The organism is Hymenobacter sediminis (assembly GCF_003231285.1).
Classification (GTDB): Bacteria; Bacteroidota; Bacteroidia; order Cytophagales; family Hymenobacteraceae; genus Hymenobacter; species Hymenobacter sediminis.
Genome location: NZ_QKNS01000006.1, coordinates 175,410 through 190,581 on the forward strand (window position 1 = coordinate 175,410; position 15,172 = coordinate 190,581).

Genomic DNA, 15,172 nt, shown 5'->3' on the forward strand with positions numbered 1-15,172 from the left:
GAAAATAATAGGAGAGGGGGCGGCAAGAAAGAATGCGTTTTAGACCGTCATTCTAGCCCCAGCCCCCAAGTCCCCAAGACCCTATATGAAGCATAAACTACTGGCCGCCGCGGCCCTGCTGACTACCACCGTTCCGGCTACGGATGCTTGGGCGCAGAAGACGCGCGGCAAGATTGAGGACGCCGAAATTGAGATTGTGAAGGAGCGGGTAAACGAGCTGCCCGAGGCTACCCGCAACTTCGAGAAAGTAAAGATTGAAGCCCCGGCCAAAACCGGCGAGGCTGTCGGCTACACCTACCCCGACTTCCGCCTGCCCGCCGATAAGCTCAACCCTTCGGTGCGGGTGCTCACCATTCGGCAGGAAGAATTGGCCCCGCTCACGGGCAACTACCTCAAGGCCGCCCTGGGCAACTACGGCACGGCCTACGGCCGGGCCTACCTGCACAACACCCGCTCCGAAACAGCCTCCTACGGCCTCGACTTCCAGCACCTATCGTCTTCCCGCGGGCCAGTTGACAAGAAGAACTCCAGCCAGGCCCAAACCAGCCTGGGCCTCAACGGGGAAACCTACAGCGGCCCCGTCGCGCTCGGCGCCAAAATCGACCTGGGGCGGGAGCGGTACAACTTCTATGGCTACAACCGCAACGTAGCCGATTTGCCTACCCAGGACAGCATCAAGCAGGTGTTTAAGCGTGCGGCCATCAAGGTGTACGCCCGCAACCGCGCCCAGGACGCGGCCTTCCAGTACGACTTCGGGCTGGGCTTCAACTACTGGAGCGACTACTACCAGGCCCGGGAAAGCAACGTGTACGCTACCCTGCGCTCGGGCTACCGCCTGGGCGAAACCAGCCGCGTGAGCATCAACGGCGACGTGTCGTTCCTGTCCCACAAGGATTCTCTGACCGTGAGCCGGCCCTTCGTGCAGGTAACGCCCGCCTACGAGGTGACCCTGAACCGGCTGGCTTTGTCGGTGGGCGCTACCCTGGGCTACACCGGCGACACCATTGGCAAGGCCCGGCAGTTCAACGCCTACCCGGCCGTACGCGTCGCCTACACCGTAACGGAGGATAAGTTCGTAGCCTTTGCGGGCCTCGGCGGCGCCATCCAGCGCGTGACGATGTACGACCTGACCACCGAGAACCCCTGGCTGGCTCCCAACGTGCGCGTGGCCGACACCCGCCGCGGGCCTACCCTCTACTTCGGTTTCAATGCTACCCCGGCCCGGGCCCTGCAGGTAAACGCCCGCGTGACCCTGTCTAACGACCGGAACCTGTACTTCTACAACAACTCCCGCCGCGACTCCAGCAAGTTTGACCTGGTGTACGACCCCAAGGCCACTCAGCTGATCAACGTGCACGGCGAAATTATTTACAACGCCGCCGAACAATTTCGCCTCGGTTTCAAGGCCGATTACAACGGCTACAACGTGAAAACGCTGGACAAAGCCTTTCACCGCCCGGCCTTCCAGTCGGTGCTGTTCGGCACGTATAACCTCTACGACAAGCTCCTGCTAGGAGCCGAGTTGTATACCTATAGTTCGAGCTACGGAACAGGTTTGGTGGCCGCTTCTCCCATTGATCCAGGCTTCTCGCACAAGATCCGTGGCTCCCGGCCGACGGATGCCGTCATCGACCTGAATCTGCGCGGGGATTACCGCATTATGGAAAATCTGTCCATATTTGCTCTGGGCAACAACCTCATCGGCAAGAAATACGAAAGATTCCTCAACTACCCCGTGAAAGGAATCAACGTTCTGGCCGGTGTCACCTACGACTTTTAATCTGATCTGAAATTGATGCAGGAATGGACCGCTAACCCCGCTGCCTGCTGAGTACAGCCAAGGACCTTTTTCTGCTCCTCGAAAGCATAGAAACGCTTTCCGGGGGCGCGAAGAGGTCCTTTGCCGTGCCTGGGCTGTTACCTCCTCTCTGCGCCTCAACTTCTTCCCACCTCGCCTAATCCTCCAGAATGCTATCTGACCATATCCGCACCTTGCTCCGGGACCATGACTGCGTCATCATCCCCGATTTTGGCGGCCTGATTGCCGATTATGCGCCCGCCCAGATTCATCCGGTGCGGCACACGCTGGCTCCGCCGGCCAAGCGCGTAGCTTTCAACCAGTCCCTGACCCGCAACGACGGGCTGCTGGTAGATGCCCTGAGCCGGGAGCTGAACGTGAGCACGGCCCAGGCCCGCCAACTGGTGCGCGAAGCCGTGGTGCGGATGGAAACCGAGCTGGAAACCGGGCAGCGCACCGAGCTGCAGGGAGTAGGCGTGTTCCGCCGGGCACCAGGCCGCGGTCTGGATTTCGAATACACCGGCGGCCAGAACCTGCTCAACGCCAGCTTCGGGCTGCCCGAGCTGGTTTCGCGCCCCGTGCGCGCGACGGACGCCCTGCTGGCCCGCGAACGGCCTGTGGCAGCGCCCTTGCTCGCTTCGAACCGCTCGGCGCGGGCAGCCCGCGTCTTCCGGGTTATCGGCTCGGTGGCTATTGCCGGGCTGGTGCTGTCGGCCAATTACATCTTTGCCGATATGTTCGGCTACCTCCCCGAAACCCTGCGGGTGAACGCGCTGTCGGCTACTACGGCAGAGGCTCCGGCGGCTACCCCCGCCTTGGCCACCAAACCCGTATTGCGCCAGCAGGCAGACCTGGTGAATACCGCCCAGCCCTCGGAGCTGGCCGCTACGCCTACGCCGGCCATCACGGCCGCCGAAGCCGCTGCCAACGACGAGTGGGAGAAAGCTGCTACCCCGGCTGCCGCTCCTAAAGCAGTAGCCCTGAAGCCAGCCGCTAAGCCCGTTACTACCCCCGCCAAGGCAGTTAAACCGGCTGCGAAAGCCACGGTGCCGGCCTCGGCCATTAAGCCCGCCGTGACGGTAACCGGCGCCCCGGTACAAACCGTAAAAGGCAAGCCTGCCGCTAAGCCCAAAGCACCGGGCTGGGAAAAAGCTGCCGCTACCAATGCAACCGCTGGGGCCTCGGCCGCGACAATTAAAAGCCGGACGGGCCGTTACTACATCGTAGCGGGCTCGTACACCAGCCTGGCCAACGCTGAAAAGGGCCGCCAAGCCCTGGTGCGCCTCGGTCATCCGGCCCGCGTGATTCTGCCCGCGCCCGGTAGCCGCCAGTACATGCTGTCCGTAGCCGACTATCCCGACCGGGCTTCGGCTGACCGCCAGGCCAGCATCCTGCGCAAGCGCATGGGCGACCTGTGGATCAAAAACTACTAACCAGAACTTGAATCAATAACTCGAAATTTTGAATAGCTAAAACGCTCAGGCAAAGCATTATAAGCCTCGGGTGTTTTAGCTATTCTTTTGCTTCTCACCGTATCCCACGCATGACGCACCTGCTCTCCCTGCTGCTGCAACTCCAGGTAGGCAGCGACGCGGCTCCCGCCGCTTCGCCCGCCGCTGCCGACTCGGCTGCTACCGCTGCCAACGCGGCCGCCAATGCCGCGCCCGGCCTCTCGCTTATCGACCTGATTCTGGCCGGGGGCTGGATTATGGTGCCGCTGTTCCTGCTCTTCTTCGTTTCTGTCTACATCATTCTGGAGCGCTACCTGACCATCCGCAAGGCCGGCGCCGTGCCCGAGTCGTTTATGCCGGGCATCCGGGGGCTGATGGTGAAAGGTGATTTGCAGGGAGCCAAAATGCTGTGCGCCCAGAACCCTACGCCGCTGGCCCGCATGATTGAGAAGGGTATCCGCCGCATTGGCCTACCCCTCAAGGAAATCGAAACCAGCGTGGAAAACGTGGGGAAGATTGAAATTGCCCGCCTCGAGAAGAACATCAACGTGCTGGGCATTGTGGCCGGTATTGCGCCCATGCTCGGCTTCGTGGGTACGATTATTGGCGTAATCAAAATCTTTTACGCCATCAGCTCCACCGGCGACTTCGGCATTGCCCAGATATCGGGCGGTCTGTACACCAAAATGGTAACTTCGGCGGCGGGCCTTATCGTGGGTATCGTGGCCCACATCGGCTACCACTGGCTCAGCATTATGGTGGAGCGCATGGTGTTCCGCATGGAAAACTCTGCCATCGAGTTCATGGACATTCTTCAGGACAACTAATCAGTTATCCGTTGCCGGCACAAGATACCCTGCAGTGGTGACAGTCAATAACAGGCAACGGACAACGGATAACAGGCAACTGACAACTCACAATGGATTTAAGCCGGCGCCGTAAAGTTTCCTCCCACGTCGAGACCAGCTCGATGAACGACATCATGTTCTTCCTGATGCTGTTCTTCCTGATTGTCTCGACCATGGTGAACCCCAACGTCATCAAGCTCATGCTGCCTAACGCTCGCTCGGGCAAGCAGGCCATGAAGCAGCCCATCACGGTTTCCGTGGATGCGGCCGGTAAGTACTTCATCGACCGCCAGAACATCACCCCCGATCAGCTGGAGCCCGAACTGGCCCGCCGCGTGCAGGGCCTAGAAAGCCCCACGGCCGTGCTTCGCGTGGATGCCTCGCTGAACGTGCAGAAGCTGGTGGATATTCTGGAGGTAGGCAACCGCCTCAAGATAAAGATGGTGATGGCTACCCAGGCTCAGCAAGCGTCGGGTAAGTAGGCTGATACCTCCGCCAGCGGCTCGTGAACCTGCCCGGCGGGTTCGGCCGTTACATATAGCAACACAGCGCCCCGTCTGCCGTTTTTCGGAGCGGGGCGTATTGATTACCAGAAGCTGCCAGCCGGCTGTAACCGGCGGGGTAGCCCCCTTAAACGACAAGTCCCATGGCAACCGAATATCGGGAAGAGCATCGGCGGGAAGCCCTTCTGGGCACGGTGATGATAAATGCGGCGCTGGCTGCTCTGTTCTTCTTTACCGTGTTCAAAGGCCCCGATCCGCCCCTGGAGGAGCTGGCCGGTGGCGACGGGGTAGAGCTCAACTACGGGGTGGATGAGGTAGGCTCCGGCGACATTCAGAGCCAGGCCCCGGCCAACGAGTCGAAGAACCGGGAGGACAGCCGTCCGCCGGCCTCGCAGCCCGACCCCACGCCGCCCCGGCCCGTGGCGCAACCTGACCCCACACCGCCCACCGAGCAGCGGGTAGTCACCAGTGAGGCCGAGGAAAGCCCCGTAACGGTGCCGCCCGCGAAAAAAGTAGCCGAGGCGCCCAAGGAAGAAGTAAAGCCTGAGCCCCCGCGCCCGAAGGTGGATCAGCGGGCCGTGTTTACGCCCCGCGCCAACCGCGCCGATGGCGGCGGTAACGGAGTAAACGGCACCAGCAACGCACCCACCGGCAACAACAACGGCGACAACCCCGGCACCGTGGGTGACAAAGGCGACCCGCGCGGTACGTACGGCGGCACCGCTTACTCCGGCGAGCCGGGCAAAGGCGGCCGCGGCACCAGCCCCGGCAGCGGCGGCCTGGAAATGGCCGGCTGGGCCGTGGTCAGCAAGCCGAATCCGCAGTTCTTGGACAACAACTCCGGCTTCGTGCGCTTCAAAATCAAGATTAACGCCGATGGCGAGGTAGAGTCCGTGACCAAAGTTTCGGGCAACGTGACGCCAGCTCAGGAAAAGGTCTGCCGCGACGCTCTGGAAAATGTGGAGTTCCGCCGCACCAGCTCGGCCGAGGGCGGAGCTACCGGGTTCTACACGTTCCGCTTTACCGTTCAGTAAATTTTTCATCCAGAGCTTAAGTAAGGAATATAGGTTACTCGCTTAAGCTCGGAATGACAACCGAAAGCGCCGCTCTACCACGTAGGGCGGCGCTTCGTGCTTTTATTGGCAAACACAAAGCAGATGTAGCCACTTACCTTTGCAGCCTGAATATCCGCTTCGCTACCCATGACCTACCAGCAAACCCTCGACTACCTCTACCAGCAGTTGCCCATGTTTCAGCGGGTAGGGGAAGCGGGGTACAAGCCGGGGTTGGAGCGCACGGAGGCCCTGGCGGCGGCTACGGGCAACCCCGAGCAGAAATTTAAGAGCGTGCACATAGCAGGGACCAACGGCAAGGGGAGTTCCTCGAACCTACTGGCGGCCGTGCTGCAGGCGGCCGGCTACAAGGTCGGCCTCTACACCTCGCCCCACCTCAAGGAGTTTACCGAGCGCATCAAAATAAATGGTCAAGACCTGGCCCCCGACTACCTGGTGGCCTGGGTGGAGCGCTGGCGCGGCTATTTCGAGCAGGTGGAGCCCTCGTTCTTTGAAATGTGCGTGGCGCTGGCCTTCGATTACTTCGCCGAGCAGCAAGTGGACATTGCCGTGGTGGAAGTTGGTCTGGGCGGGCGCCTTGATTCTACCAATATCATCCGGCCCCTGGTGTCCCTGATTACCAATATCAGCTTCGACCACCAGAACCTGCTGGGCAACACGCTACCCCAGATTGCCAGCGAAAAGGCCGGCATTATTAAACCCGGCGTACCGGCCATCATCAGCCAAACCCAGCCCGAAGTAGCCCCGGTGTTCGAGCAGAAAGCCCAGCTAGAAGGTGCCCCGCTGCTGTTTGCCGACAACCACTACCGCGCCGAACTGCTGCAGGAGCCTAGCCCCGAGGACGACACCCAACGCCTACGCCTGACCTACCAGAATGCGCCCTATCTGGAAGATGTGGACCTGGGGCTGGTAGGCGACTACCAACGGCTGAACCTGCCCGGCGTGCTGGCCGTGCTGGATGAGCTACGCCGCCAAGGCTTTGTGATACCCGAAGCCGCTGTGCGCGAAGGGCTGCGGGAGGTGGGTCGCCTCACTGGTTTCAGGGGCCGCTGGACCATCCTGGGCCGCTGGCCCCTGGTGGTCTGCGACACGGGCCACAACGAAGCCGGTATCCGTTTTATCACCGCGCAGCTGGCGCGGCTGCCGCAGCGGCAGTTGCACATTGTGCTGGGGGTAGTAAATGACAAGGACGTGAGCAAAATGCTGAGCCTGCTGCCCAAGCACGCTACCTACTATTTCTGCCAGGCTACTATTCCGCGGGCATTGCCGGCTGCCGAGCTGGCCGAGCGGGCCGCCGCCGTGGGACTGCACGGCCAGGCGTACGGACCCGTGTCGGCTGCCGTAGCCGCCGCCCGCGCCGCCGCCGCGCCCGATGATGTGGTCTTCATTGGGGGTAGTACTTTTGTGGTGGCCGAAATAGAGGAGCTGTAGCGGCTCTGGCGCTTCTACGTCTTCGCACGAGAAGGTTGCCCTATTTTCGGTGCTGCTTTCCCCAATCTGAGCACGAGCGGAGTGTTGCTACCCCTATCGGCTGCTCAAACTCACCCTTTCACTATTTCACCATCTCTCCGTTTTGAGTCGAGTAAAACTGAAGCGCTTCGCCGATAATGCCGAGCGCCCTGATGTAATTGAGCCCGGTAAAGCCACGTATCAGCAGCTAGGCGGGCGCTGGCACGAAGAGTTCTTTCGCAACTCCAACCCCATTACCCTGGAGGTAGGCTGCGGCAAGGGCGAGTACACTGTGGGGCTGGCCGAGCGCTACCCCGAGCGCAACTTCCTGGGCCTCGACATCAAGGGGGAACGAATCTGGCGGGGTAGCACCCGCGCCGAGGCCCTGGGCCTGACCAACGTGGGTTTCCTGCGCACTCGCGCCCACGATTTACTCACGCATTTTGCGCCCGGCGAGCTGCACGAAATCTGGATTACCTTCCCCGATCCGCGCCCCCGCGACCGGGACATTAAGCGCCGCCTCACGGCCCCGCGCTTCCTGGACCTCTACCAGCAGGTGCTGCGCCCCGGCGGCCTCGTGCACCTGAAAACCGATAACGAAGGGCTGTTCGATTTCACCCTCGAAACCCTGCAGCAGCGGGCCGGTGCTACCATCCTCGCCCACACCAAAGACCTCTACGAGACGCCCGAATTGCTCCCGCACGCCGAGGACATACAGACGACCTTTGAGCGGAAATACCGCACTCTGGGCGTACCCATCAAGTATCTGCAGTTTCAGCTGAGTTAGGTTGCGGCCTGGTAGAGGGGTAGGAGAAAAGCCCGGAACTGCTAGTTTAGCGGCATGACACCTGCTTCTATCCCCGATACCCTGCCGCTGTTCCCGGAGTTGGACCGCCTGCTGCTGGAAATGCTCCGCAGCCTGTCTGCGGCCGATTGGGAGCGGCCCACGCTGGCGCCCGCCTGGACAGTGCGCGACGTAGCCCTGCACTTGCTCGATGGCAGCCTGCGCAGCCTCTCCATGCTCCGCGACGGCCACTTCGCTGGGCCCGGCCCCGCCAGCGGCGAGTACCCCGACGTGGTGCGCTACCTCAACGAGTTGAACAACTCCTGGGTACAGGTGGGACAACGGCTCAGCCCGGCGGTGCTGATGGGGCTGCTGGAAGGAGTAGGGCCCGAGTACAACTCCTTTCTGACCTCGCTGGATCCGGCCGCGCCGGCCATGTTTTCGGTGGCGTGGGCTGGAGAGGCGCAGTCAACCAACCACTTTCATGTGGCCCGCGAGTACACCGAGAAGTGGCATCATCAGCAGCAAATTCGGCAGGCAGTAGGGCAGGAGGCCCCGCTGCTCAGCCCGCCGCTCTACCGGCCTTTCCTGGCTACCAGCCTGCAGGCCTTGCCTTATCATTACCGGTCCGTGGCGGCGCCGGAGGGTACGGTAGTACGCTTTCACGTTTCTGGTGAGGGCGGCGATACATGGTTTCTGCTCTGGACGTCGGCGGGCTGGACCCTGGGGCAACACTACGCCGAGGGCCCCGTGGCAGCCGAGGTTGAGCTGCCCGGCGAGGTAGCCTGGCGGCTGCTCACTAAAAGCTTACCCCCCGCCGAAGCCCAAAGGCGCCTGAAGCTACGTGGCCCGCAGCCATTAACGGACCCCGTTTATTCGTTGCTTACAGTAATGGCTTAGGGCGTACTGGCACCCCTATACGTAAACCGGGGCCCTTCTCCGCGAAGAGAAGGGCCCCGGTTTATGTATGTATGGCTCGCTAAACTTAGTCTTCTAGTTGCTCGAAGACAGCTTCCATTTCATCAAAGTCGCGCAGGCCGGGCTTGATTTCGTCGCCGCCCTGCAGCACAATGCCGGCCGGGTTTACGGACCCCACATAGTTGCGCAGATTGTCAGGCGCGAAGCCAGCACCCAGCCAGATATTATACATCCGGGCATGCTCCGTGAGGCGGGTTACTTCGGCTGGGTTTGGTAGCGGATTGGGGGCAGTAGCAATAACGAAGCCAGCGTAGTGCGGCGCTTGCTCCCGCAGAAGCAGGTCTACGTCTTCGGGCAGCATATCCGGAACCCAGCTGATAAAGCGCAAAGCCGGAATACCTAGCTCGGCCAGCTCATCAGGAGTGTGGCGGCGGTGAAGCAACACCGCGTGCAGTCCGCACTGCTGGGCCACTACATTAATCTGGTCGATGGGAAGGGTATCAAACTCGCCGATGAGCTGTACGCCTGCTACCCAGCTGCTGAGCTCCTGCACCGTTTCGGGGGTGAGGGCGTCGGCGAAGGCTGGGTCGAGGCGGAAGGTGAGCGAATCTGCGCCCATGCCGGCGCAGTACCGGGCATCCGACAGGTTATTAATGCCGCGCACCATCACGGGAACAATCAAAGGCATACGAAAAGGGAGGTCAGTGGCTTAAGAATCGAAAGGCTACAGCCTGCGGGCAGATGGTAGCGGTATTTGAGTGCAATATTCGGGGATTTTTATGTGCGTATCATGAACTGGCTGTCTGATAACTGAATAAATAGCTCATAATGATGATGTTATGCAGGTAAAAGAGTTTTCCTTTTTCCGCAGGAATAACTTTTTGGCAAGCGAAAAATCGGCTTCATGCAGAAACGCGCGCCCTGGCAACCAGCAAAACTGGCAATTGACGTACCTTTGCCTATTCGGCCGGAACCTTTCACGCTTCGGGCGCAATTTGATTCAGTATGAACACAACGAAAGGACGGGTGCTGGTTGCCATGAGCGGCGGCATCGACAGCTCCGTGGCCGCCGTGCTGCTGCACGAGCAGGGCTACGAAGTGGTGGGTATGACCATGAAAACCTGGGATTACGCTTCGGCGGGTGGTAGCAAGAAAGAAACTGGCTGCTGCTCCCTCGACAGCATCAACGATGCCCGGCAGATTGCCGTGGAGTTGGGCTTCCCGCATTATATCATTGATATCCGCGACGAGTTCGGCGACTTTGTTATCAGCAATTTCACCGAAGAATACCTGGCGGGCCGCACGCCTAATCCCTGCGTGCTTTGCAACACCCACATCAAGTGGGACGCGCTGCTCCGCCGGGCCGACCAGCTGGGCTGCGAGTTCATTGCCACGGGCCACTATGCTCAGGTGCGTGAAGAAAACGGCCGCTACGTCATCAGCAAAGGCATCGACGAAAATAAGGACCAGAGCTACGCGCTGTGGGGCGTGACCCAGGAAAGCCTGGCTCGTACTTTGTTTCCGCTGGGCCAGCTGCGCAAAACCGCCATCTACGACTTTGCCCGCGAGCGGGGCTTTACGGAGCTGGTGAACAAGCCCGAGAGCTACGAAATCTGCTTTATTCCTGACAACGACTACCGCGGCTTCCTGCGCCGCCGCGTACCGGGCCTGGAGGAGCGCGTAGCTGGCGGCGAGTTTGTGCTGCGCGACGGTACAGTGGTGGGCAAGCACGAAGGCTACCCCTTCTACACCATTGGGCAGCGCAAAGGGCTGGGCGTGGCTCTGGGCTTCCCGGCCTACGTTACGGCCATCGACCCCGAAACCAATCGGGTCGTGCTGGGCAACTTCGATGATCTGGCGAGCACCCGCACGGTAGTTGGCAAGCTCAACATGGGCAAGTTTGCGTCTCTGGAAGGCCGTGGGCTGGTACCGAGCATCACCAAAATCCGCTACAACCACGACGGCTCCCCGGCTTTTCTGGAGCAGAAGGGCGACAAGATTTATATCTACTTCGAGGAAGCCGTACACGCCGTGACCCCTGGTCAGGCCGCTGTTTTCTATGAAGGGCAAGATGTGCTGGGCGGCGGCTGGATTGAGCGCCACACTATTGGCGAAATCCCTGAGCCTTCTGCTGCGGCCGTAGCTGTGAGCGAAAGCTGAAACTTGTGGTTAAGGTAATTGTAGGGGCGCAAGCGAGAGTTTGCGCCCCGTTTGTTTCAATGGGGTAGGCAAAGTGTGGAACTGGTCGGGAAGAATAGCAGTTTCAGCGGCCAGCCAGCATCGGAATCAGAATCCTGTACTATTTTTCGACTCTATTAACCTTGTATGAAAAAGTCGTATTCCTTATTGCACCGTCTGAGCGGCCGCCTAGGCAGCTATCTGACCTTTCTGATGTTGGTGGCTGCGGCTGGGCTTACCGGCTGCGAAAACGAAACGGAGGCTTTGCCGGACCAGGGGTTGGATTATTACCCCTTGGAAGCAGGGGGATACCGGGTGTATGATGTCATCGACACCTCCTACCAGGCCAACGTACCCACCGTGCGCCGCTTCCAGTTCCGGGAGCAGGTAGAGAACGGCCAGGAAACCGACGCCACCGGGCAGGCGGTGTACCGCGTGGTTCGCTCGCGCCGCACCCTGCCGACCGATGCTTGGCAGGTAGATTCCGTAATAACGGTGGCCGTAAGCAGCCAGGCCCTAACGGAGCAGCGCAACAACCGCCGTACGGTGGAGCTGGTGTTTCCGGTGCAGCCAAACCGTAAATGGAATCTGAACGCTTTTAATGCACTCGATACCCTGCCCGCCGAAAACCGCTTCTATGTTAGGGCAGGCGAGGCCTTCAGTGTCACACGTAACGGCCAAACTTACCGCTACGAGCAAACTGTAACGACTATCAATGACGTGGAGACAGATGTAAATGCTGCCTACGCCGTAGTACAGCGTACCACGTTTGCTAAGGGAATTGGGCCAGTGTACCGGGTGCGGCGCAGCTTTATCAGCCGCTGCGACGCGGCAGGCTGCAACCCCGACTTCAAGCAGCAGGGCCAGTCGCGCAGCGAGGTGCTGGTTGCTTCGGGTAAGTAGTCAGTAACGCCAGCAAAAGCGTACAAGGCCGGAGTGGTTTTCACTCCGGCTTTTTTTGTGTTCTGTTCACTGCGGGCTGCAAGTGCAACGGTCCCGGAAAAAGATAAGCTACAGGTTTCCTTTGTATCTTCCGCCAAGTCAAAATCCCATCCGCATGGTTCTATCTCGTCTCTATTTCCGTTGGGTGCTTACGGTTGGTTTAACCGCGACAGGGCTAGGTGCCGCGGCAAACGAAACCGACCCTGCCAGGCCCACCACCCCGGCCGCCGGCACCGTGCGTAAGCACCTGATTTATTTCAAGGACAAGGCCGGCACGCCCCACAGTACGGCTCAGCCCCAAACGTTTCTTTCGGCGCGGGCTGTGCAGCGGCGGCAGCGCCAGAATATCCCGGTGTTGCCGCGCGATTTGCCCGTGAACCCTACCTATGTGCAGCAGGTGAAGGCCGTGCCGGGTGCCCAGCTCTGGTACACCTCCCGTTGGTTTAACGCGGCCGTCGTAGCCTGCGACTCGGCGACGCTGCAGCAGGTACAAGCGCTGCCCTTCGTGCGCTCTGCCCGTACCTTGAACCGCAGCCTGCCTACCCCCCCCAAACGCGTAGAAGGGGGGACTACCCCTGCCACTCAGGCGAAAGGCACTCGCAGCCAGTATGGCATCGCCTACACCCAAGCTCAGATGATTGGAGCCGTGCAAATGCACGACGCTGGTTTTCGGGGCGAAGGCATGCAGATTGCTGTGTTCGATGCCGGTTTCCCGGGCGTAGATACGGCTCCGGCCTTTGCGGCGCTGCGTAATGAGCAGCGGCTGGTTAGCACATTTAACTTCGTGGAAAAAACCCCGGCCGTGTACCAGCGCAATAACCACGGTACCCATTGCCTGTCCACAATGGCAGCCAACGAGTCGGGTGTATACATTGGCACGGCGCCCAAGGCCAGCTACCACCTCTTTATTACGGAGGATATTTACTCCGAGCATCCGGTGGAAGAGGTTAACTGGCTGCTAGCCGCCGAGCAGGCTGATTCCGCCGGGGTAGATGTTATTAGCTCCTCATTGGGCTACAACACTTTTGATTCCCCTTCCCGGGACTATACCTACGCCGATCTGAACGGGCGTACGGCCATATCTACCCGAGCCGCTACCATAGCTGCCCGGGTAGGAATGCTGGTAGTAAACAGTGCCGGCAACGAGGGAAATAGCTCCTGGCGCAACATCACGGCTCCCGCCGATGCCGACTCCATCCTCACTGTAGGAGCCGTTGACTCGTTGCTGGTGCGAGCTTCCTTTAGCTCGTTTGGCCCCACCGCTGACGGTCGTATCAAGCCCAACCTGTCTACTATGGGGTTCCAGACGGCCATTGTCAGCCCCAGCGGAAACGTTACTCGTGGGAATGGTACCTCGTACTCGTGCCCAGTGCTGGCGGGCATGGCGGCTGGTTTCTGGCAAGCCAATCCTACCCTGACGGCTCAGCAGATTATTAGCCTGTTGCAGCGCTCAGGCACCCAGGCAGCTACCCCCGATAATGCGTTGGGCTACGGTATTCCCAACTTCGCGCGAGCCTATAACCTGGCCAACCCCGGCACGCCCCTGGCTGCCACCGCCGCTGCCGCTCGCCAGGACCTGTTTATCTATCCAAATCCAACCAACGATACGGAGCTGTACCTGCAGCTGGCCGCCGGCTTTCAGGCCGTCCCGCTGCAGGTCCGGATTTATGATTCCCGGGGCAAGCTGGTGGCTGAGCAGCGGGTAGCGCCTACGTCGGCGGCAGCAGTTCGGCTGCAGTCAGCAGGGCTGGTGAAAGGGGTGTATACCTGCACCATTAGTAGCGGACGGGAGCAGCGTTCGGTTCGATTTGTGAAACTGTAGTTTGCCGCGCAAGAATTTCCAAGTAAAAGGCTCTGAAAGTCAGTATGCTGGCTGAAAAGGCAGATTTCAGCTTGCTATTTATGTTAGCTTTATGCAAATTTAATTAGTCAAAGGGGCACTTATCCGGTTGCCCGCTTTGTTGAATAGAACGACCCCGTGGTCTATTTTACACTTCCCAATTCTCTTCCAGTATGTTACAAATGATGGTCTCCAAGCGCATCGGACGACGCCAGTTTCACTTCACGGTGCAAGGCCCAAACTTCCACGAAGTGGTGTCGGAGTATGACCGGCTAAGCTTCCCGGATGTACCCAAGTGCGGCCTCTGTGGTTCCGATAACCTGGACCTGACCGCCCGGGTAGCCCAGGACAAGTTCAAGTACACCTCTGTCAAGTGCCTTGACTGCCGCGGCGACGTTACCTTTGGGAAGCGCCAGGATGATGACCAGACAGTTTTTCTGCGCAAAACTGAGGATGGCAAGCTCGATTGGCGCGCTTGGGAAAAGCCCAGCTAGCCTCTTGCACTACTCATTTCATAACCCAATCCTGAAGCGCCGGAGCAATAGCTGCTCCGGCGCTTCGTTGTTTATGTTGATTTCGGCCCGATAGTTTCGGCCTGGTCAGCCCCTAGTTTATGTTATTTCCGTGTTTATCCGGTTCAGGCCTTGTTCGCGGCTCCGTGCAATCCGCTACTTTCGTGCTATGAACCCAATCCGTCGTATGGCCCCATTGCTGGCTCCTTCGCTTCTCGCCGCTGATTTTGGCAATCTGCAATCTGAAACCGAGCGCCTAGCTGGCTCTGCCGCCGACTGGCTGCACTTCGACGTGATGGACGGGCGCTTCGTGCCGAATATTTCCTTTGGCCTGCCGGTGCTGCAGGCCGTGCACCGCCACGCCAAGCAGCCCATTGATGTGCACCTGATGATAGAGGAGCCCCAGCATTACCTCAGTGCCTTCCGCGACGCCGGTGCTGCCAACATTACCGTGCATTACGAAGCTTGCCCCCACCTGCACCGGGTAGTACAGCAGATCAAGCAGTTGGGCTGCCGGGCAGGGGTAGCCCTGAACCCGCACACGCCGGTGTGGGTGCTCGAAGAAATTGCAGCGGATTTGGACCTAGTGTGCGTGATGTCGGTGAACCCTGGTTTCGGGGGGCAAACGTTTATTCCGAACACCCTGCGCAAAGTAACGGCCTTGAAGGAACTGCTCGTGGACAGCGGCTCGGCGGCCTTGATTGAAGTGGATGGTGGCGTGACGCTCGATAACGCAGGGGCACTGGTAGAAGCCGGGGCCGATGTGCTGGTGGCCGGATCCTTTGTCTTTAACTCGCCCGACCCGGTAGCTACCCTGGCTCAAATGCGGCAACAGTTGGCTGCTACCACCAATACCGAAGACTACAACTAAGTCCC

General features: G+C 59.9%; 14 protein-coding genes. 13 read left to right on the plus strand and 1 reads right to left on the minus strand.

Going from position 1 to position 15,172, the window contains the following annotated elements; translation table 11 throughout:
- Nucleotides 1-85 precede the first annotated feature (85 nt).
- From DNI29_RS16630 to DNI29_RS16665, 8 genes are all read left to right on the plus strand, one after another.
- Nucleotides 86-1,780, plus strand: a complete 1,695-nt coding sequence (locus DNI29_RS16630) for a TonB-dependent receptor (RefSeq protein WP_110979253.1) — start codon at nt 86-88, stop codon at nt 1,778-1,780.
- A 188-nt stretch (nt 1,781-1,968) separates the two neighbouring features.
- Entirely contained in the window at nt 1,969-3,231 is a 1,263-nt protein-coding gene (locus DNI29_RS16635) for an HU domain-containing protein (protein ID WP_110979254.1), read from the plus strand.
- 110 nt (nt 3,232-3,341) lie between these two features.
- A complete protein-coding gene (locus DNI29_RS16640) occupies nt 3,342-4,076 on the plus strand; it encodes a MotA/TolQ/ExbB proton channel family protein (protein WP_110979255.1) in 735 nt (244 codons plus the stop codon).
- Between the two features lie 92 nt (nt 4,077-4,168).
- Nucleotides 4,169-4,579: an ExbD/TolR family protein gene (locus DNI29_RS16645; RefSeq protein WP_110979256.1), complete on the plus strand. Its 411-nt coding sequence runs from the start codon at nt 4,169-4,171 to the stop codon at nt 4,577-4,579.
- A gap of 164 nt (nt 4,580-4,743) precedes the next feature.
- Complete coding sequence (locus tag DNI29_RS16650) at nt 4,744-5,634, plus strand: hypothetical protein (protein ID WP_123823292.1); 891 nt, start codon at nt 4,744-4,746, stop codon at nt 5,632-5,634.
- A gap of 168 nt (nt 5,635-5,802) precedes the next feature.
- Nucleotides 5,803-7,104: a bifunctional folylpolyglutamate synthase/dihydrofolate synthase gene (locus tag DNI29_RS16655; RefSeq protein ID WP_110979258.1), complete on the plus strand. Its 1,302-nt coding sequence runs from the start codon at nt 5,803-5,805 to the stop codon at nt 7,102-7,104.
- A 142-nt stretch (nt 7,105-7,246) separates the two neighbouring features.
- A complete protein-coding gene (gene trmB / locus DNI29_RS16660; protein WP_110979259.1) occupies nt 7,247-7,909 on the plus strand; it encodes a tRNA (guanosine(46)-N7)-methyltransferase TrmB in 663 nt (220 codons plus the stop codon).
- Nucleotides 7,910-7,963: 54 nt separating this feature from the next.
- On the plus strand, nt 7,964-8,806 hold the full coding sequence (locus DNI29_RS16665; RefSeq protein ID WP_110979260.1) for a maleylpyruvate isomerase family mycothiol-dependent enzyme: 843 nt from the start codon (nt 7,964-7,966) through the stop codon (nt 8,804-8,806).
- Between the two features lie 85 nt (nt 8,807-8,891).
- Here the strand turns inward: DNI29_RS16665 and trpF are convergent, their stop codons facing one another.
- The gene (gene trpF, locus DNI29_RS16670; RefSeq protein WP_110979261.1) at nt 8,892-9,512 is read right to left on the minus strand and encodes a phosphoribosylanthranilate isomerase; all 621 of its coding nucleotides are present in this window, start codon (nt 9,510-9,512) and stop codon (nt 8,892-8,894) included.
- Between the two features lie 317 nt (nt 9,513-9,829).
- Between trpF and mnmA the strand changes: the two genes are divergently transcribed.
- The 5 genes from mnmA (at nt 9,830) to rpe (ending at nt 15,167) form a co-directional block, all read left to right on the plus strand.
- Nucleotides 9,830-10,984: a tRNA 2-thiouridine(34) synthase MnmA gene (gene mnmA / locus DNI29_RS16675; protein WP_110979262.1), complete on the plus strand. Its 1,155-nt coding sequence runs from the start codon at nt 9,830-9,832 to the stop codon at nt 10,982-10,984.
- Between the two features lie 165 nt (nt 10,985-11,149).
- A complete protein-coding gene (locus DNI29_RS16680; RefSeq protein ID WP_110979263.1) occupies nt 11,150-11,905 on the plus strand; it encodes a hypothetical protein in 756 nt (251 codons plus the stop codon).
- Between the two features lie 154 nt (nt 11,906-12,059).
- On the plus strand, nt 12,060-13,766 hold the full coding sequence (locus tag DNI29_RS16685; protein ID WP_110979264.1) for a S8 family serine peptidase: 1,707 nt from the start codon (nt 12,060-12,062) through the stop codon (nt 13,764-13,766).
- 191 nt (nt 13,767-13,957) lie between these two features.
- Nucleotides 13,958-14,278 carry a hypothetical protein gene (locus DNI29_RS16690; RefSeq protein ID WP_123823293.1) on the plus strand — a complete coding sequence of 107 codons (321 nt, stop codon included), beginning with the start codon at nt 13,958-13,960 and terminating at the stop codon, nt 14,276-14,278.
- A gap of 205 nt (nt 14,279-14,483) precedes the next feature.
- Nucleotides 14,484-15,167, plus strand: a complete 684-nt coding sequence (gene rpe, locus DNI29_RS16695) for a ribulose-phosphate 3-epimerase (RefSeq protein ID WP_110979266.1) — start codon at nt 14,484-14,486, stop codon at nt 15,165-15,167.
- The last annotated feature ends 5 nt before the right edge of the window (nt 15,168-15,172 follow it).

What these genes read in the sequence shown, in the direction of transcription:
- DNI29_RS16630 (WP_110979253.1), top strand. Translation starts at nt 86, where the DNA reads ATGAAGCATAAACTACTGGCCGCCGCGGCCCTGCTGACTACCACCGTT.
- DNI29_RS16635 (WP_110979254.1), top strand. Translation starts at nt 1,969, where the DNA reads ATGCTATCTGACCATATCCGCACCTTGCTCCGGGACCATGACTGCGTC.
- DNI29_RS16640 (WP_110979255.1), top strand. Translation starts at nt 3,342, where the DNA reads ATGACGCACCTGCTCTCCCTGCTGCTGCAACTCCAGGTAGGCAGCGAC.
- DNI29_RS16645 (WP_110979256.1), top strand. Translation starts at nt 4,169, where the DNA reads ATGGATTTAAGCCGGCGCCGTAAAGTTTCCTCCCACGTCGAGACCAGC.
- DNI29_RS16650 (WP_123823292.1), top strand. Translation starts at nt 4,744, where the DNA reads ATGGCAACCGAATATCGGGAAGAGCATCGGCGGGAAGCCCTTCTGGGC.
- DNI29_RS16655 (WP_110979258.1), top strand. Translation starts at nt 5,803, where the DNA reads ATGACCTACCAGCAAACCCTCGACTACCTCTACCAGCAGTTGCCCATG.
- DNI29_RS16665 (WP_110979260.1), top strand. Translation starts at nt 7,964, where the DNA reads ATGACACCTGCTTCTATCCCCGATACCCTGCCGCTGTTCCCGGAGTTG.
- trpF (WP_110979261.1), bottom strand. Translation starts at nt 9,512, where the DNA reads ATGCCTTTGATTGTTCCCGTGATGGTGCGCGGCATTAATAACCTGTCG.
- mnmA (WP_110979262.1), top strand. Translation starts at nt 9,830, where the DNA reads ATGAACACAACGAAAGGACGGGTGCTGGTTGCCATGAGCGGCGGCATC.
- DNI29_RS16680 (WP_110979263.1), top strand. Translation starts at nt 11,150, where the DNA reads ATGAAAAAGTCGTATTCCTTATTGCACCGTCTGAGCGGCCGCCTAGGC.
- DNI29_RS16685 (WP_110979264.1), top strand. Translation starts at nt 12,060, where the DNA reads ATGGTTCTATCTCGTCTCTATTTCCGTTGGGTGCTTACGGTTGGTTTA.
- DNI29_RS16690 (WP_123823293.1), top strand. Translation starts at nt 13,958, where the DNA reads ATGTTACAAATGATGGTCTCCAAGCGCATCGGACGACGCCAGTTTCAC.
- rpe (WP_110979266.1), top strand. Translation starts at nt 14,484, where the DNA reads ATGGCCCCATTGCTGGCTCCTTCGCTTCTCGCCGCTGATTTTGGCAAT.